Source organism: Bradyrhizobium canariense (assembly GCF_019402665.1).
GTDB lineage: Bacteria > Pseudomonadota > Alphaproteobacteria > Rhizobiales > Xanthobacteraceae > Bradyrhizobium > Bradyrhizobium canariense.
In genome coordinates this window covers 107,048-123,948 of record NZ_VSST01000039.1, presented here as the reverse complement: position 1 = coordinate 123,948, position 16,901 = coordinate 107,048, and the positions used below count along the sequence as shown (strand labels likewise).

General features: G+C 59.7%; 17 protein-coding genes and 1 pseudogene. 12 read left to right on the top strand and 6 right to left on the bottom strand.

Going from position 1 to position 16,901, the window contains the following annotated elements; translation table 11 throughout:
- The first annotated feature begins 136 nt into the window (after positions 1-136).
- From FXB41_RS21170 to FXB41_RS21155, 5 genes and pseudogenes are all read left to right on the top strand, one after another.
- The gene (locus tag FXB41_RS21170; RefSeq protein WP_007600253.1) at positions 137-1,165 is read left to right on the top strand and encodes an IS110 family RNA-guided transposase; all 1,029 of its coding nucleotides are present in this window, start codon (positions 137-139) and stop codon (positions 1,163-1,165) included.
- 263 nt (positions 1,166-1,428) lie between these two features.
- On the top strand, positions 1,429-2,154 hold the full coding sequence (locus tag FXB41_RS21165) for an SOS response-associated peptidase (RefSeq protein ID WP_219683091.1): 726 nt from the start codon (positions 1,429-1,431) through the stop codon (positions 2,152-2,154).
- A gap of 65 nt (positions 2,155-2,219) precedes the next feature.
- Positions 2,220-2,357, top strand: a pseudogene (locus FXB41_RS41990) (RHE_PE00001 family protein); the annotation flags it as partial.
- Between the two features lie 67 nt (positions 2,358-2,424).
- Positions 2,425-2,475: a hypothetical protein gene (locus FXB41_RS41985; protein ID WP_376707505.1), complete on the top strand. Its 51-nt coding sequence runs from the start codon at positions 2,425-2,427 to the stop codon at positions 2,473-2,475.
- A gap of 1 nt (position 2,476) precedes the next feature.
- The gene (locus FXB41_RS21155) at positions 2,477-3,877 is read left to right on the top strand and encodes a hypothetical protein (protein ID WP_219683084.1); all 1,401 of its coding nucleotides are present in this window, start codon (positions 2,477-2,479) and stop codon (positions 3,875-3,877) included.
- Positions 3,878-4,005: 128 nt separating this feature from the next.
- On the opposite strand, the gene FXB41_RS21150 is transcribed toward FXB41_RS21155, so the two are convergent.
- A complete protein-coding gene (locus FXB41_RS21150; RefSeq protein ID WP_219683083.1) occupies positions 4,006-5,361 on the bottom strand; it encodes a hypothetical protein in 1,356 nt (451 codons plus the stop codon).
- A gap of 8 nt (positions 5,362-5,369) precedes the next feature.
- Positions 5,370-6,011, bottom strand: coding sequence for a hypothetical protein (locus FXB41_RS21145; RefSeq protein ID WP_219683082.1), 642 nt, complete (start codon positions 6,009-6,011; stop codon positions 5,370-5,372).
- 215 nt (positions 6,012-6,226) lie between these two features.
- Between FXB41_RS21145 and FXB41_RS21140 the strand changes: the two genes are divergently transcribed.
- The 3 genes from FXB41_RS21140 (at position 6,227) to FXB41_RS21130 (ending at position 8,561) form a co-directional block, all read left to right on the top strand.
- Positions 6,227-6,844, top strand: a complete 618-nt coding sequence (locus tag FXB41_RS21140) for a phospholipase D-like domain-containing protein (RefSeq protein WP_219683081.1) — start codon at positions 6,227-6,229, stop codon at positions 6,842-6,844.
- Positions 6,795-7,427, top strand: coding sequence for a hypothetical protein (locus FXB41_RS21135; protein WP_219683080.1), 633 nt, complete (start codon positions 6,795-6,797; stop codon positions 7,425-7,427). Before FXB41_RS21140 ends, FXB41_RS21135 begins: the two co-directional genes overlap by 50 nt.
- Positions 7,428-7,631: 204 nt before the next feature.
- Positions 7,632-8,561, top strand: coding sequence for a hypothetical protein (locus FXB41_RS21130; protein ID WP_219683079.1), 930 nt, complete (start codon positions 7,632-7,634; stop codon positions 8,559-8,561).
- Between the two features lie 163 nt (positions 8,562-8,724).
- Here FXB41_RS21130 and FXB41_RS21125 read toward each other — a convergent pair whose 3' ends face one another.
- The 4 genes from FXB41_RS21125 to FXB41_RS21110 form a co-directional block, all read right to left on the bottom strand.
- Entirely contained in the window at positions 8,725-9,918 is a 1,194-nt protein-coding gene (locus tag FXB41_RS21125) for an AAA domain-containing protein (RefSeq protein WP_219683078.1), read from the bottom strand.
- A 164-nt stretch (positions 9,919-10,082) separates the two neighbouring features.
- Positions 10,083-11,522, bottom strand: coding sequence for a hypothetical protein (locus tag FXB41_RS21120; RefSeq protein WP_219683077.1), 1,440 nt, complete (start codon positions 11,520-11,522; stop codon positions 10,083-10,085).
- The gene (locus FXB41_RS21115) at positions 11,515-12,621 is read right to left on the bottom strand and encodes a hypothetical protein (protein ID WP_219683076.1); all 1,107 of its coding nucleotides are present in this window, start codon (positions 12,619-12,621) and stop codon (positions 11,515-11,517) included. Before FXB41_RS21115 ends, FXB41_RS21120 begins: the two co-directional genes overlap by 8 nt.
- Positions 12,618-13,478, bottom strand: coding sequence for a hypothetical protein (locus tag FXB41_RS21110; protein ID WP_219683075.1), 861 nt, complete (start codon positions 13,476-13,478; stop codon positions 12,618-12,620). The genes FXB41_RS21115 and FXB41_RS21110 overlap by 4 nt, the downstream gene beginning before the upstream one ends.
- A gap of 116 nt (positions 13,479-13,594) precedes the next feature.
- Here FXB41_RS21110 and FXB41_RS21105 point away from each other — a divergent pair, with 116 nt between their 5' ends.
- From FXB41_RS21105 to FXB41_RS41545, 4 genes are all read left to right on the top strand, one after another.
- Entirely contained in the window at positions 13,595-14,203 is a 609-nt protein-coding gene (locus FXB41_RS21105) for an antitoxin Xre/MbcA/ParS-like domain-containing protein (protein ID WP_219683074.1), read from the top strand.
- Positions 14,200-14,799 (top strand): RES family NAD+ phosphorylase, encoded by a 600-nt coding sequence (locus FXB41_RS21100; RefSeq protein ID WP_219683073.1) that lies wholly within the window; start codon positions 14,200-14,202, stop codon positions 14,797-14,799. Before FXB41_RS21105 ends, FXB41_RS21100 begins: the two co-directional genes overlap by 4 nt.
- Positions 14,800-14,832: 33 nt before the next feature.
- Entirely contained in the window at positions 14,833-16,206 is a 1,374-nt protein-coding gene (locus FXB41_RS21095; RefSeq protein WP_219683072.1) for a DNA methyltransferase, read from the top strand.
- 197 nt (positions 16,207-16,403) lie between these two features.
- The gene (locus FXB41_RS41545) at positions 16,404-16,880 is read left to right on the top strand and encodes a DUF4238 domain-containing protein (protein WP_219683071.1); all 477 of its coding nucleotides are present in this window, start codon (positions 16,404-16,406) and stop codon (positions 16,878-16,880) included.
- The last annotated feature ends 21 nt before the right edge of the window (positions 16,881-16,901 follow it).

The following is a 16,901-nucleotide window of genomic DNA, read 5'->3' as shown; positions in this document are numbered from 1 at the left end:
GCGACTCTGCTACAATTGGCGTGGCAGCCGCGCCACCCTCGGACCGAAGCCTGACCGATGTGCTGGTGTGGACGGCCTCTCATCCCCACGGTTCTATGGCGCTGTCAGCGTCACAGCTAGATGAGAGGAAAGTCTGATGAATCTTCCTGTTCGCATCGGTATGGACACTTCCAAGTCGGTTTTCCAGCTTCATGGTGTTGATGAGAACGAGGTGGTGGTGGTCCGCCGCCAGTTCCGGCGAGCCGAGATGATCCGCTACTTCGAGCGGCTTCCACCGGTTCTCGTCGCCATCGAGTCCTGCGGCAGCTCGCATCATTGGGCGCGCCTGCTGCAGTCGTTCGGTCACGAGGTGAAGCTGATCCCACCTCAGTACGTGAAGGCTTACGTGAAGCGGGGCAAGAACGACGCGGCCGATGCCGAAGCGCTGTGCGAGGCGGTCACCCGGCCGAGTATGCGGTTTGTACCGGTCAAATCGAAGGAACGCCAAGCGGCCTGCATGTTAATGACTGTGCGGGAACGCCTGGTCAGCGTGAAGTCGCAGCTTTCCAATGCTTTCAGGAGCTATGCGGCTGAGTTTGGCATCGTCGGCCCCGCCGGTCGGCAGAATGTCGCGCAACTTATCAAGCGGGTGCTCGAGGATGATAGCTTACCGGAAATGGCAAAGGATCTCTTCCGACTCCAAGCAGAGGAATATGCCACGGTCGAAGCCCGCCTGGCAAAGATCGAAGCCAAGCTAATGAGGTGGCACCGCGACGATGATGTCAGCAGGCGGATCGCGACGATTCCCGGCGTCGGTCCGATTGGGTCGTCCATGCTAAGCATGAAGGCGCCGCCGCCGGAGACGTTCAGGTCAGGCCGCGACTTTGCCGCTTGGCTCGGACTGACACCCAAGGATCATTCGACGGGCGGCCGGCAAAGATATGGCGGAATCACAAAGGCCGGAGACTCAATGCTCCGATCGACGTTGATTGTCGGCGCGACCGCGCTGCTAAGGCACATTCGAAAGGGCCGTCATAAGCCCACACCCTGGCTTGCATCGCTACTGGAGCGAAAGCCGCCGAAATTGGTGGCGGTGGCCTTGGCCAACAAGTTCGCCCGTATCGCTTGGCGATTGATGATATCGGGCGGAGTATACAACCGACCGGTAGCCGCCATGCCCGTCTGATCTGAAATCGGCACCGCGAGCGAGTTGCTCGGCGGATAGCCCACGAACTTGCAGGACGCAGTAGATGGAAGGACCGATCGGTCGATACGCGCGAGCTTCCGTAGATTACACTGGCATCATCAAGGTCGCCTATGTGCTTGGAGCGTGCGTAGCGAACACCATCTTGGCCAGCGGACTTTGTCCGCGCAAACAGGCCGGACATCTGATAGCAAGCGATCAGGTCAAAAGTCTGCTACCATCCTGACAAGTGGGGGGCCGTCCACATCTGCAATCTCTACTCGATCACGACCAACCAAGCCGCAATCAGCGCGTTGTTTCGCGTCGTGAACCGATACGTCGGCAATCTGGCGCCGATGCCCGGGGTTTTTCCCGATTACAAGGCACCGATCGTGCGCAACGGGGCCGAGGGCCGCGAACTCGCTACGGCGCGCTGGGGAATGCCGTCGTCGTCAAAAGCGCTGATGGACGCGACCAAGAAACGAGCCGAGAAGCTGCAGGCCAAAGGCAAGACCGTCGATTTCAAGGAACTGTTGCGGATGGAGCCAGACGGCGGCACGACTAACATCCGCAACGTGAAGAGCAAGCACTGGATGAGATGGCTGGGAGCCGAAAACCGCTGCCTGGTGCCGTTCAACTCGTTCAGCGAGTTCAACAAGGCCGAGGGCGGTGATATCTGGTTTGCGTTCGATGAGACCCGTCCCCTCGCCTGCTTCGCCGGCATCTGGACCAATTGGACATCGGTGCGGAAGGTCAAGGAGGGCGAGACCACCAACGACATCTTCGCGTTCCTCACGACGGAGCCAAACGCCGAGGTTGGCGCTATCCACCCCAAGGCCATGCCGGTGATCTTGACAACCCAGGACGAAGTCGAGACCTGGATGACGGCCCCTCCGGACGAGGTCTTGAAGTTGCAGCGGCCGCTTTCGGACGGGTCGCTTAAAATCGTCGCTCGCGGCGTCAAGGAAGATGCAGCCGGGCTGGCAACGTGACCGTCGAGCACGATGGCGACCAGGCAGCTTTGCCTGCCCGGCAATGTAAGATCGTCCACATCGACATGGACGCCTTCTATGCGCCCGTTGACCACTGGCTGAAAGCGCACACCCTGGTCGTCCGCAAGCTTTTCGTTCGGCGCTCAACCTCGCGACTGCCAGCGCTGGTCGACCGCGTGATGACACGACCGATTGTCTCGGCTGGCATGATAGCCGAGGAAGTCAAGATTACGCGACGCGCCACCCCAGGATTTGGTTTCTGGACTCGGGGTGCCGGAGACCATGGGGCGAGGCCGTTACCGCGCTTGGGGAATCCACTGACATGACCGACACAAGTAACATCATAGTCACTGTCGAAGTCCCGTCCATCGATACTCTTCCGGACGACAACATGTCTGCCATAGCGCATATGCGTGACGGCCGGTGGAGCACGAACACCAAGACACTGCTTGAGCGTTTTGGTACGACAAAACTTGATCTTAACAGCGGCTGGGCATCGACCTGGACAAAGTGGAACTGTCCGTGCTGCCAGCGGGAGAAGCCGCAAATCGCGAGATTGAGCACCGGCGGTATCCTGCTCTGCAGACTCGAATTCCATCATGACCACCTCGTTGATCGGGCCAAGAGGATTTATCGCGAACGCAATCCGAGGACGGATGACCGCGATATAAATATTCAGGTCAGCCGTACGAAAGATGCTCTTATGCCGCTGATCGAACGGTTCGAACCGACCCTTATCTGCATCGATTGCAACCTGGCGGAGGGTAGAGCCAAATTGGAGCTTGCAGCAGAAATAGACCGCGATTTCACCTTCGCGCCGTCTGAGATCGCCACCTTCATTTCCGTTACAGCGAACAGAGTTCACGACATTGACATTGAAAAGGCGCGGCGGGCTTGGCTTGCCGCTAGGGACGACTTTGCCGATCGAATCGATTTCGCGGAGCGCATGGCCCAAAGGATCGCTGGCGGGCGACACCGTCGGGAGATCGCGCCAGGTCAGCGGCTTCTTGGCCAAGCTCAGGACCGCGACATTATCTATCGGCTGTTCTCCTCCTCCGCACCACAAGGCTACCGCCATAGGCTGGGCATGTTGATCGAGATGCGCTCGCTCTCCAATGACAGTGCAGGCCAATCACCCAAGCCCAAACATCGGCCAAAGGTTCGCGCGCCCACAGACGCCGAGTTCGCGGCTGTGGAAGCCGCCCAGCACGGGAACAAGACTTGGATGCTGGCTGGTCTGGATTGGCTATGCCCGTGCTGCGGTCGATCAAAACGAGAAATTTGTCGGAGATCGAACCGTGGTCTCTGGACCGCCCGCATCCATCGGGTGGTCGATTATCTGCCAGAAGATGACGAGGAGAGCTTCGCTCGGCGCCGTTACAACGCCGCAAGCCAAATTATTATTGGCTCATATCGACAGGTCCTGATTTGCCACGATTGCCGCACTGTCACAGCCGAGCTCAAGCGTCGAAAAGCCGGTTTCGACGAACAAAGCCTTACGCTGGCCGACTTACGTGAGATCGTTGGAGCCGCGACGCCGCATTCACCCCATCACGTCGATTTCGATCTGGTAACGGGAATGGCATTGGCCAACGCGCCGCTTCGAGAAGCTATCGACGAATACAACGATCACAGATCACGCGCGTTCGAAGTGGCCGCTGGCGTTAAAAGCATGATGAAAATGATGGCTTGGTCTTGGTCAAAGGCGCGAGATGTCGTCTGATACGAGCTTGCCAAGGCTCATGGCTGGGAGCTCGATGAAGGTGACGCTCATGCAGAATGGCTACTCGCAGAAGCGAGCCGCCTTATCCGCCTTGATGAGGCCAATGCATGATCCGGCCAATTGCGCATCTATGGCGGCCCGGGCGGCTCGCCCTCATCTAGCGTGATCACCGTGCCGGAGCTGTATGGCTGGAAGTCTGGCAACAGTGAGAGGATCGAGCCGTCAGGCTGGAGGAATTCATGATTGGCGCCCGGGATCATCTCGGGGTCAAGCGGAATGCGCGCGCTCGGATTGTGAAGAATGACCGCTCCCTCGATCCATTTCTCCGAATAGCCAGGAGCGTGGACGTCCCGTGAAAAGGGCAACGGGGCGGGCCCCTTGGGATCAAGCTCGCCGCGCCGGATGCCAGCGTGTGTCATCCTAAGACGGCGATCTCCGAAGCCCGCGACGAAACCCATACGATCGAACTTCGGTATCGTCCCGACGGGATTGAGCATCACCGCGCTGACATTTTCTGCCTCGGGTAGACCGAAGAAATATGACGGCTCTTGCCAGCTTTCGTAGACGTGCTCGCGCATCCGCTCGATCCGGCGCGCACCGTCGATGATTGAATGGCGCACACCGAACACGTACTCGGTTGCTGGCATGATGATGCGCGACATCGATTGAGGGCCGTGGAAATCCTGTAGCGCGATTACGAACGGCATGCCCACTGCCCCGGGCACCGTCCAGTAGCGCATCTTATGGTAAAGCTTCCGCTTGAGCGCTCGTGCGACTTTGATCGGTACGTAATTTTCGAGATAGGCCCGTGCTTCGGCAACGGTCTTTGGCTGGGGCGCGCTACCCCGCTGCGGCGGGTTGATCGTCGTTGCCTCAACGGCGAGCCGGCCCTTCGGGCTAGTGAGCAGCAGGTCGGGCACAGCAACCCCTTCTTCGTGTGCGAAGCCGAGCTCAGTAAAGGTTGCGAAGAGATACAGTTCCCACACGCGAGGATCGAAGCCCGTGGTCTGGAACTGCTCGACGAAATTGCCGTCGGCATCTTCATAGAAGCGCATCATCGCCTGGATGAGCTCGCGCGCGGGCGAATAGCGTGGGTCATCGAGCAGGATGCGGAACGTTGGATTCAGCCGCGCTTCGGGCACGATCGGCGCGAAGAAATCGACCGGCGGACCGTCCTCGTCACCCTGATGATAGCTGGAGTCTGGTTCGAGCGCGTGCTCTGTCATCGCAGCCGCGAGGGAAGCCCTGGCAACTTCGAACGACGTTAGAGATGCGTCAACTGCGATGCAGCGAAATCGCAGGCGTCGATTGCGACCGAGCAGTATCCAGCCGAAATCGTGGTCTATGCGATCCCTGGTCACAACGCCCAACAGCCGTTCGTCGGGCGTCGAGAACCAAGCGGCTTCCTGCAGCAGCGTGATCAGGTGGGGTTGCCGGGTGTACCCCGCCAGCGCTTCGAAGCGCTGCTCACTAAGCGTGCGCATGACGAGGTTCAGCTTCGTGGGGCCAGCGGCATGGGCGGGAATGGCTTGCGCGACGGCGGGGGTGGCATAACGCCGGGAGCCGTTGGCTGTATCGGCGGAGGGAAATAGGCGGGTGCCGCTGGCAAATAAGGCCTGGTGCCAAGGCCCCAGAGCGAATCGATATTGCCGAGATAGAGCCCGACTCGGTGGTCGCTGTCCTGGATCAGGCCTTCAAAGAAGTTCTGATGCCGGCTGCCAGGTGACCGGTCGAAGGAGCCAAGCTCCGCGGGCCACGGATCGTCGAGCCCTTGGACGATCGCCTCGATCGCGGCGCGATAAGCCGCGGTGTCGGCCTCGCTTCCGCTGAAAAAAAATTTAGCAGCAACGATGGCGGTCAGCCCGCCCTTGCGTTCGCCAATAAACTGCACCGGGGATAGCAGGCCTGCCATGTAGATTCGCTCGACCGCCTCGATCACGCGCTCATCGTGATCTTCATCCCAGATCACCGCAAAGTCATGAATTTGTGGGTAATCAAGCCGCTGCCTCGTGACGTCGAGCCACTCAACACAACGGAAGACTGAATAATGGGTGCCGCGACCGAGCGCGCCGATCGGTGCCGGTTCGTCGTAGAGGCAGGCGAATAGGTTCGAATATTGGCGCACGTCGGCCATGAAGCAACTCCGATCTCATCAGTGTTGACGTGGATTCCTCCACAGCAGCCTCACTTTCGGCGGGGCCACTTCACCGACGAATCTTAACCGATTCCACGACTCTGTCCAGGTAAAGGTCTGGGTTATGCTGCGTAACGTCGATGTTGAGATCGTGCTCCGATCCAGGATCACGGCAAGCAGACCAAGGGGCAACGTGGGGCATGCAAGTATCAATATTGGACGCGAAATCGACTGCGCGCCGGCTCTCGGCGCTTATCCAAAAGCATGATCGCATTTTTATCGCTGTCGCCTGGGGCGGAATCACGTCTGTGGCCGATACACTTCTCGCGAACAAAGCCAAATTTGAATCCGTCCTTCTAGGCGTCGACTTTTGCGCGACAGATCCTGATCTCATTGATCGTCTCGTCGATGTTCCGAATGCTTACGTGGCCAAGAAGCGGCCGGGCTGCTTCCACCCAAAGATCTTCTATTTCGAGTCCGGCAACACTGCTGAAGCAATCGTCGGCAGTGCCAACTTCACAAAGGGGGGCCTTGGGCGAAATCTGGAGGCAGGCGTCCACGTCAAAGGCGCGGTTGAATATCCCTTTTTCGAGCAAGTCAGGGAACAGCTCGATCGGTACCATCCTTTGTGCCTTCCGATCACCCAACCACTGGCTGACAGCTATCGCAGACAATATAGAGCCGCTGGCGGCTCGCCGAGACCCAAAAATCCAGTCCTGCCGGGTGAAGGAAAGCACTGGACAAGCTTCAATTCGCCTCTCGCCATTATGTCATGGAAGGAGTTTGCCAGGCAGGCTCGGCAAGACCTGCATCAAGACTACAAGAAGGTTTGAGACTGTTGCGTGGGCGATTCAACAAATCTTCGCCAAGACTCCTTCGTTCGCTAACCTGTCAATCACCGAGGCAAAGGGCGTTGCAGGCGTCCTTGGCCATGTAGAAGCTGAGGGTGCAGGCCTCGACGATCTGGAATGGGGTTGGTTCGGCACGATGGGCGGAGCGGGTACTTTTGCTAAGCTGATCGGCCTGGAGGATCCAACGCTGGCTTCTGCCCTCGACGCAATCCCGACGCGCGGGACCGTTACCGAAGCGCAGTTCGACAACTACGTCGCAGCATTCACCGCTGCTTTCTCGCAATCGTCGCGCACCGCACGGCTTCCTCCGGCAACCCGGCTCCTCGCGATGAAACGCCCCGACTTCTTCGTCTGCGTTAATGGTGGCAACACGGCACGTCTCGCTGCCGCGCTTGCGTTTGCGCCGACCACTATCAAGCTCGAAAACTACTGGGAGCGTGTGATCGAGCCCATCCAACAGGCGCCTTGGTATAACGCGCAGCGGCCAACGGGTTGGGAGATGGAGCTGTGGGACGTCCGCGTCGCTATGCTTGATGCTATCTACTACCAACCAAATCCAAACTGAGAGAGACGGGGCGACAGCCTTCTCAATCCGCTCCGAAAACCCGATCTTATCTTATGGGTCCAGATTAGAATGACATCGTACTGTACCTTCCTTGTGCTCGATCCGTCTCACGTCGAAGCAGTAGATTCGTTGTGCTCGACTATTGGATGGACAACTCGCTTTATTCCCGATCCTTCAGAAAGGTTCTGGTTTCACAAAAGTTGCGTGACGGAGATCTCGCATCCTGCTGCACTCCTCAAACCGCCAGCGGGCTCTGTTGCCGGGCAATTGATGGTGATCGACGCAGACGAGACGACGGCCAACAATGTCGTTGGCCTCGTCTACGCGGCTAGAAACATCATCGAAGCAAATCCTGGGCAGCACGCGGCTCTCCGCAGAGTTTTTAAACTGCCTGAAAACCCAACTGAGCAATTGGGCGTTTTCCGCGATGTGTTTCAAAGTCGCGGCTACTTTGAGCAATTCAGCCACAGCTTTGATTTCCCCCTTGCGGTAGCGTTGGCGGCAACGGCGTGGCCCGATAAAGGTTTTGTGTATGCAATCCACAAACTGTCGAGAAGCCTCGAAACGGAAAGCATCACATGGTGGTCAACCCACCCAGTGTACGGACAGATTTTTGACAAGCACTCCGAACTCTATTCGAGCCACATCAGCACCTCGATAGCAATCAACCTTGCCTTCTCGGCGATTGAAGAACTCAAACTTCAAGTAAAATCGAGCGCATCCAAGGCGCGGTTTCTGGCGGGCGACTGGAATCCTGCAGTGCTAAACGATTTGCTGGGGAGGCTACAGAATGCGAGGATAGACGTTGGCCAAAAGGTGAATTGGATCGTGAGGGGCGAGAAATCCAAATCGGAAGAAAGCATCAAGCCAGCACTTGGTGCACCAGCTCCGTATAGCAACGGTCAAGTCGTTCGTGATGTGGAATTGACGATACCTGAAGCACTCCACGTCAGCAGCTTCATTCGAAATTTCATGACGGCGCACGGCTTCAGTGAAGCGTCGACATTCTTAGGCCCATATGAGGTCTTTAACGTGCAGAGCCTAGCTCGCCGGCTCATCCTCTCGAAAAGCCGATTATGGAACGTCAGCACCGACGACATTTTGCGGCGAACCAGCTCTGAAACTGAGCGCTAACGATTCTCCAATTCTCGATCGTCGAGAAAATGAAATGCCTGCTTCGGGCTTTGATCGTGAATCTGCGCCTAGTCGACGTCTTTCAACATTGCACACATACCCCCATTAGATCTTGCGCGAAGAAGCAGCTATTCACACTGTTCGTCGCACTTCATATGCAACGTCAGCCGGCTACGCGGCCAGGAGTAGAGGCAACCATGCCATGAACGGCAGGATAGAGCCGCCCGGCATTGGCCAGCCAAGACATCACCGTGAGATGGGCTCGCCAACCTCGATACTCGGGATCATCGTCGATGCCGAGGGCGCGATCGCCAATCGGTGCATAACGGGTCAATTGCTGCGCGATGCCCTGCCGACCGAATATCCAGCAAGCAACCCGATGGCGGGAGAGCATCACGCATAGCCGGCCGGCGTCGAGGTGGAACGCCGATGCATCGGCACGCCCCGAGAGCGGATGATGCACGAACATGAAGGCACGCTCGATCCCCTGATAGCGGTTGGCGGTTTCAACAAACACGCCCGCAAGATCGCGCCCGAGGCGCTCGCGCACGGCGTTGACCTGGCTGACATGCGCGCAGACCACGCCGATCGTTTCCGGTGTAACTTGGGACACGACACCATCGTCCCTGACCCATGCGTTGCGCATGAGCAGGCGGCGGATGGATGCGACAAGTTCATCGGCAATTTCCTCGTCGCGCTCGCCCGTCAGCTGCGGCGGCAGCTCGACCATGACGATCTTGGCGCCCGCGGTGACCGCATCGAGCGCGGCGTCGAAAGGCATGATGCCGGCAACCTCGAAGCGGAGTTCACGGTCCTCGCTCATCGCCTCGAACGGCATTTCGGGATAGAATGCGGGCTGCACAAGACGGACCGTGTCCGTGTTCAGTCGCCGCGATACCGGCAATGACATCTGCATCACGCCGGGATGCCGCTTGACCAGGGCAGCAGGCGACGAAACTTGCGGACCAGCCGGGTTGCACCGCCACCGTTCAATCTCACAGTGGACGAAGGGGTCGATCTGACCGGGATCTCCGATCATTACGAGACGCGGCGCGAGGTTGGCGATCAGCTGAAAGCGGTAGTCAGGAAGCTGGAAGGCTTCATCGACAACCTGAAGGTCGAACATTGCCTCGCCGGTGTCGATCCAGCTCCATTTGGCGGCGTTGCCGATGGTGATGCCAGGTTGCTGAGGGATGTGGCCAAATTCCTCGATGACGCGAATATTGCCGTTAGTCCGAACGTCAGCCGGTAGGTCGAGGCCCTTTCTCGCGTAGAGGTGGATCGGGAAGCCATCCGCGTTGCGCCCGAGGCGCCGGGCGAGATCGAAAGCCTGTTCGTTGGTCTGAGTGACGACCATGCAGCGCTGATGAAGCAGGCGCGCGCTCTGCAGCGCAAGCCGCTGTGCGACACCGGTCTTGCCGGCGCCCGGAGGCGAACGCAGGACGACGGCCGGCACGCCTTGCCACTGACTCTCGAGAATCTCTCGAAGTGCCTCGTCGGCAAGTGTCTGCGGATCGGTCATCACACGAGTCTTTCTACGGCAGCAAGCAGATCGTTCGGCCTGGGCCGGCTCGAGGGCGTTGCTGGCGGTACAACCTCGGCATGCGTCCAAGGAGCAGAGGCAAGTCGAGTATGCATCTGCGCAAATTCGCGGACCGTAGCCCCCCAATCCGGGTTCTCCGGCCCCAGATCAAGGACGTTTCCGATGTCGAGCTGCAGGGCAGCGCGCTTACCCTTATCGACGATCGCGCTTACCCAGCTGATGGGACCGCGGCGCTCGACCTCGGTGACGCGGATGCAGAGCTTGGGATCATCGAGATGCCAGAGCTCGTCGCCGGCACGCAAGTGGAGGCTGTCCTGAGCAGTCGAGAGCACCATCCTGGTCTCGAATATCCGCGGTGCCAGCCGTACCTTCTGCCGGTCGACGAGCGTGCCGCGCAGCACGGTGCCGCTTTCGGCGCCGCGCTCGCGGGCGGCATGGTCATGGCGCACAAAGGCGGCCTCGACATTGTCGACGGTACGCTCGCGCGCCACGATCTTGAACGCGGCGGCCTTGGCGGAGTCATGGTAGGGCAACCGATGGCCCTCATCCCGCGCCTCCATGAACCGGGCGAAGTTTGACGCTTCTTGTTCCCCCAAAGAGACGAGCGCGGCATTGTGCTGCCACCTGGGGTCAGACAGGATCGCCATGCCCTTTTGGGTTGCCGTGTAGATCGGGCGGATAACCCCTTCCATCATTTGCTGGATCCGGCCCGCATGAAAGTCCTGAGCACGGACATCGTTGTCCTTGCGGGCCTTGTTGAACGACGCCACCGCCGGCTGCAGTTCATCGGCGTCGAACCGGGGATCGGTTTTGGCGCCCATCGGCTGCTGCTCAGCCATCGCGACCGCCGCGAAGATGTCGCGGCCGGGCGGCGGTTCTATCCAGGTCAGCAGGGCACCCAGATGCTCGTCCTCGGTTTCCTGCTGACCGGTCGCAAAATGAGCCGTGAGAGCGGATGTGGCGCTGATCAAGGCCTGCTGGCCGGCGATTGGCGAGCGCTCGCCCGCATAAGTCCAAAGTTCGCCGAGCCGTTGCACCTGCTGGTCGTCGGTAAAGCGCAGTCGGTCTGCGAGCGTATCCAGATGGCCCAGCGCTCCGTCCGAGGAGACCCAGATTTGGGGGAACGTCCCCTCGGCGCGACACTGCGCGTAGTAGGTCTCGAAATGTGGGAGTAGCCAACGCAACAGCTCGTACTGGTCGTCGCGGCGCCGGGGATCTGCAACGACCTTGATCCGCGGCGCGACGCCAAGGCGACCGACCGCGACGGCATGCACGGACGTGTCTTCTCCGGCCATCGAGAGCATGGTCAGGATTTGCGCACCGGGCTGGATAAGCACCTGACGCTGACTGACGATGCGGACGGCTTGGCCTTGTTCGAGCGCGCGCATGCGGGCGACGACGTTGAGGAGATCAGCCATTGGCAATCCGATCGAGAAGAGCTGAGGCGGCCCGCAAGTCGGCGGCCAGCACCACTTCAGCGCGGTTGTCAGGAGGACGGCCGCTGCCGTTCAACAGGTCCATGGCGCGGTTGAGCGAACCGGCTGCCGCCAACTGCTCGGCAGCCTGATCGCCAAGGATGATCGCGTTGCCCTGTGCCTGCGCCTGAGCACGGCAGTGTTGCCAGAGCGCGCAATGTTCCTTGCAACTCGAGCAATAGTGGTTGGGCAGCGCTTCGATGACCTCGGGCTTGGCGAGAGACGCTCCAGCAGGAAGCATCTGCTCGATCTGGTCGAGGTCGCTCGGCGCCGCCGCCAAGGCGCGGGTCAGCGAGGCCAGTTCGGACTCGGCGCGCTGGGCGGCGTAAAGCCGCGGCGTGAATGAACCCGGGGCTTTCAAGACCATATCGATCCGATCGCCGGCAAGCTCGACCGGTTGCCCAAGCGAGGTCAGCAGTTGCTGCAAAGCCAGCGTGCCCACCGACGCTTCCCGGCAAGCCGTGCGGATGTGGGCCTTGTTGGTCTTGCCGACACGGTCGGCGTAGGACTTGATGACTCCTACACGATAGAACGGTTCTCTGTCGCTCGCGATCAGATAGTCGAGTTCGATGGCATGGGTGACGCCCACGATGGTCAAGGTGAGACGCGGCTTCAAGATCAGATTCGGAGCTGCTGGGTCACCTCGCAATTTCAGCTCGATCAGCCGGCGGGTTTCGCGCTCGCGGCGAATGCGATCCACCTGGGTGTCGCGCGGTGCCAGATCGGCCACGTTCGTGATCTTAGCGTCCTGCGGATCGAGGTGCCCCTTTTCGCGATAGACCGTCAACAGTGACCCGCCGGCGTTCGAGAGAAGGCGCTTCTCGAAAGCCTGGGTCAGGGTCATGGCGAAGGGTGACATCGCATCGGGCAGCTCGCCCAGAACGTGCTCGATCACCTTGCTCGGCGTGAGCCCGGTGATGACGATCGCCCGAAGGCGGGTGCAATCGGCATTGCGCGCCAGGCTTTCGATACCGCGTGCACCGACCTCAACTGGCGCTAGTCCGCCACGAAGCTGATGCAGTCGTGCGTTTTCGGGGGTCACTTGATGGCCCTCGCGGCTGCAGCAGTGTCGATAAGCACGGGCCGGCCCCACAGGCGGACGTGCGGGCTAGAGGTTGCGAACCGGGCGCAAGCCTCACCGCGCTCGGCACGGTCCGCCTCTTCAAGGACCGAGAGTTCGGCTCGGGCGGCCTCCGTTACCTTATCGGTATCGACGAGAACGCCGGTCTCGGTTGCTCCGGGGATCGCGCGGGCGATCGGAAAAAGGAGACGTTCAATATTTTTCGATTCGGGGGCGCCGGCCTCTCGCAACTGCTTCAGCCGGCGCGCCAGGCTCTCGGCGATGCGCAGATGATCGGTGCGCATGCTGCGCGACCCGACGATGCGCCGCTCAAGACTCCATGCCGAGCTGCAGAGGAGACGTGGAATAGCCGTGAGCTCGGCGGCGTTTATTGCCGGGACGATCCAGGCCGGGCGGGCAGCGACGTTGCGCCGTGCCGCATTTTCCTCGTCCCTCCTCAGGCTGGCAAACCGCGACGGCGATGGGCGAATACCGGTCAGCGCCGCGGTCAGATCTGCGATCAGGGCCGGCGGGGCGGGTACCCCAAGATCATCGAGGGCATCGAGAGCTAGTTCCCGCAACGGCTTGGCCGGTTTACGACCTCGCGGCGCAGCGATCTCGCGGGCCTCGAGTTCGGCAAAACGCAGTTGTTCAGCGAGGCTTTCGTATTCGGCGTTGTACTCGGCGATCTTTGCCTGAGCACGCTCGCGACCAATGGCATCCCCTACCCCGAGCGCCTTGGCCAGCCCGGCATAGGCCTGCTGCAGCTTTTCCGCGTTGCGGGTCAGTTTCTCGGCGATGGACAGGGTACGAGACATGACGCCAATATAGTCTTCCACGCTCTTCCATGCAATACCATGCTTTGATGCTCGACGAAACGTTATCTGGGTTCCGCACATTGGCATTGCATAATTTGCCTATATTGCATATTATGCCTATAGCAAGGGAGCAAGCGATGAAACAGAACCAGCAAAGGATAGAGCTTACACAAGCGATCGAAGCCAAGGTCCAGCGCCTCGACATGAAGGCGCTCGTCAGGCTGGCACTGGATCTGAAGGTTTCTCTGCCCGAGGCCGGGGGCAGAACCCCGCGCAGCAGGCAGGTGGCTGCAGCTCATACGGGCGGCCCAACCGACCATGTGCTGGTCGGCAAGGGCATTGGACGTGTTCTGCCTGCGGCGGAAGGAACGCGACGACTGGATCAGATTACGGTCGATGACGACTCGACAGACTGGGCCGAGAGCGAGCTAGCCGGTGCAGGTGAAGTCGTCGCGCGACTAAAAGTGGCGCGAGGGACGCTCGACAACTGGCGCAAGGCCAACAAAGTCATCGCGCTCAGGAAGGGCCTCCGTAACTACGTCTACCCGCTCCGTCAATTCGATCGGCGCGGGCCGATTGGTGGTCTTGAACGAGTGACTCCGATGTTCTCCTCGCCCGAGGAAGCCTGGGAGTGGTTGGTCACGCCGAATCGGATTACGGACGGCAAGGCGCCAATAGACGAGCTGCAGGCCGGCAATGTTGACGCGGTGGTGAGCGCCGCCGAAGGTGCGTTGGACTACACGTGAAGCTGATTGAGAGAAAAATACGTGAGCGGATCATTACCGCCCGGATCAGCGATTGGCCACGGATACTGCCCAGCCGTCACCGCGCCCAACCGGCGGGGGCCGGCTTTGGCTCGAGCCGGTTCTCGAGCCCTGCGCGCCAGTTCACGGTCCTTTATGCGGGCGAAGATTTCTCCACGGCCTTCGCCGAGGCAGTGGTACGCGATCGCTTCGAGGGCAAACAGCGGCGCTTCCTCTACCGTCCGGATATCGAGGCTCGTTGCGTGACGTCGATCTCTTCGAGCCGCGAGCTGGCTTTGGTCGATCTGACCGGGGCCGGCGCATACGAGCTTGGAGTCGATACCGATGCGAATAGGGCTCGCGATCACCGACGCGGCCAGGAATTCTCCGAGCTGCTCCATGGCCAGCTGCCCGATGTCGACGGCATCCTCTTCGACTCGCGACTGACAAGCGCCCGCTGCGTCGCAATCTATGAGAGGGCCTTGCCCAGCCTCTCGGGCAGCGTGCCGATTTCCCTGCTGCAGGTTGCCGAACTGGCTCCTGAGCTGAAGCGGCTTAACATCACCGTTCGCCGCGAGCGGGGTTTTGGGCTATCCTGAGTCGCAAGGGCAGCTGCAGGAGCGCGAGGTAAATTGGGAGTAGGTCTGAAGATCGGTTCGCCGAAGCGTAACAAGCGGCTGCAGACAGGTTGGGAGGGCTTCTTCCCCTATTATGCAGGCTTCCCGGAGCTCTTTGTCCGCGACATCTTAGAGAGCGCCAAACTCCGAGACGATGCCGTGATCCTCGATCCCTGGAACGGTAGTGGGACCACAACCTACGCTGCCAGTCAGTTGGGCCTCAAATCCATCGGGATCGACCTCAACCCGGTAATGATCATCGTAGCCAGGGCACGTCTCCTACCACCGAGCGAGGCCGATCACTTGCGCCCGCTGGCTGCGACAATCCTCGCGCACTTGCGAGAGTCGCCGGTGACTCTTCCCGACGAGGATCCCCTCCTCACCTGGTTTCAGCCAGCCGCAGCAAGGGTCGTTCGCATCATCGAGCAGAACATCCGCCGCACGCTTTTGGGCAGCATGACCAAGTCGCCCGACGGAATTCACCTTGACCGCATATCGGGCACCGCCGCGACCCTCTATGTGGCACTATTTGCTGCTTGCCGCCGGCTCGCTGTATCTCTTCGGTCCTCCAATCCAACCTGGATCAAACTGCCAAAGGCCGACGATGACCGGCTTGATCCGACTGCTTATGCGATTGCCCATCAGTTCGCCAAAAACGTGCGCGGCATGTCTAAGGCCCTCGCGGCCAAGCAACTGGAGGAGGAAATCAATGGCGCAGAGTTCCGGGCCGGCGCGAGTACAATTCAACTGTCCGATACCGCGACCATGGCTATTCCCGAGAGCAGCATCGACTTCGTGCTAACATCGCCGCCTTATTGCACTCGCATCGACTACACTGCCGCGACCCGAATCGAGCTGGCAGTGCTCGGCCCGCTCCTTAAGATGAAACCGCGCGATCTTGGACGGCGGATGATCGGCTCAGTCCAAGTGCCCGACGGGGCCATCGCGATCGACAAAAGCTGGGGACCGACCTGTTCCTCGTTTCTCGCCGCCCTTAAGAAACATCCTTCGAAGGCGTCGGACGGCTACTACTACAAGACCCATCTCGATTACTTCAACAAGACCGCACGCTCGCTCATCCAAGTTACGAAAGCGCTCAAGCCGGGTGGCCGAGCTGTATTCGTTGTGCAGGACTCCTATTACAAAGAAATCCACAATGATTTGCCTGCAATCCTCACGGAAATGGGCGCACGGCAAGGCCTTTCCCTCTCGGATCGCGAGGATTTTCACCTCCGTTCGATGTCCGACATCAATCCTGGCAGAAAAACGTACGAGCGACCCACAGGGGCGACCGAATCTGTACTCTGCTTCGTTAAAACCAGCAAAGCGGCAAGAACAACGCCGCCGTCAAAAAAAGGCGCTCGTCCGGCTCGAAGCTGTCGGCGGTGACGCTTAGATCCGCTATCAACAGCACAAGGTCACTGTCATCGAGCCTGGTTGATCGTTCGACGCTCGATGCCTTCAATTCGACGGCTATACCAAGCGAAAGTTGCTGCGCTGTCCGCGCGCCAAATTGCACACGATGCGCTCGGAGGACAAAAGGTGGGGAATGCCGCCCCGTCGTCGAAATGAGAGGACTGTGCACAGTGGCCGAGGCGAAAATTCAGCACTACGTACCTCAATATTATCTGCGTAGCTTCATTGATGCGAAAGACCACCTCTACGTCGTAGATCGGCCGCGGGGGAAGTTCTTCCGGGTGCCAACAAAGAAGGTTGGCGGCGAACTCTATTTCAATCTGATCAACGTGAAAGGGATCGATCCGTTTGCAGTCGAGAAGGCGCTTTCCGAAATGGAGGGCATAGTCGCGCCCGCTCTTGAACGCGTCAAAGCTGCAAAGTCGCTCACCACTGAGCAAGATCGAAGCGCGGTCATGAATCTCATTGCGGCGGTCACATTGCGAAATCCGAAGCAACGAGCGGCGATAGGCGAAATAGTAGATCAAGCCGGTCAACGAATGCTGGCCGCAGGATTGGAGACGCGGGGCCGATATGACGAATACGCCGCTGCAATGAAAGCGGAGGGGACGCCGGTTAGGGAGACTATGAGGAGTTCAAGGAAATAGTCAAAAGCACACCAGGCAGAT

Bases quoted from the DNA above. Each gene is read 5' to 3' on its own strand.
- FXB41_RS21170 (WP_007600253.1), top strand. From the start codon at position 137: ATGAATCTTCCTGTTCGCATCGGTATGGACACTTCCAAGTCGGTTTTC.
- FXB41_RS21155 (WP_219683084.1), top strand. From the start codon at position 2,477: ATGACCGACACAAGTAACATCATAGTCACTGTCGAAGTCCCGTCCATC.
- FXB41_RS21150 (WP_219683083.1), bottom strand. From the start codon at position 5,361: ATGCGCACGCTTAGTGAGCAGCGCTTCGAAGCGCTGGCGGGGTACACC.
- FXB41_RS21145 (WP_219683082.1), bottom strand. From the start codon at position 6,011: ATGGCCGACGTGCGCCAATATTCGAACCTATTCGCCTGCCTCTACGAC.
- FXB41_RS21125 (WP_219683078.1), bottom strand. From the start codon at position 9,918: ATGGTCGTCACTCAGACCAACGAACAGGCTTTCGATCTCGCCCGGCGC.
- FXB41_RS21120 (WP_219683077.1), bottom strand. From the start codon at position 11,522: ATGGCTGATCTCCTCAACGTCGTCGCCCGCATGCGCGCGCTCGAACAA.
- FXB41_RS21105 (WP_219683074.1), top strand. From the start codon at position 13,595: ATGAAACAGAACCAGCAAAGGATAGAGCTTACACAAGCGATCGAAGCC.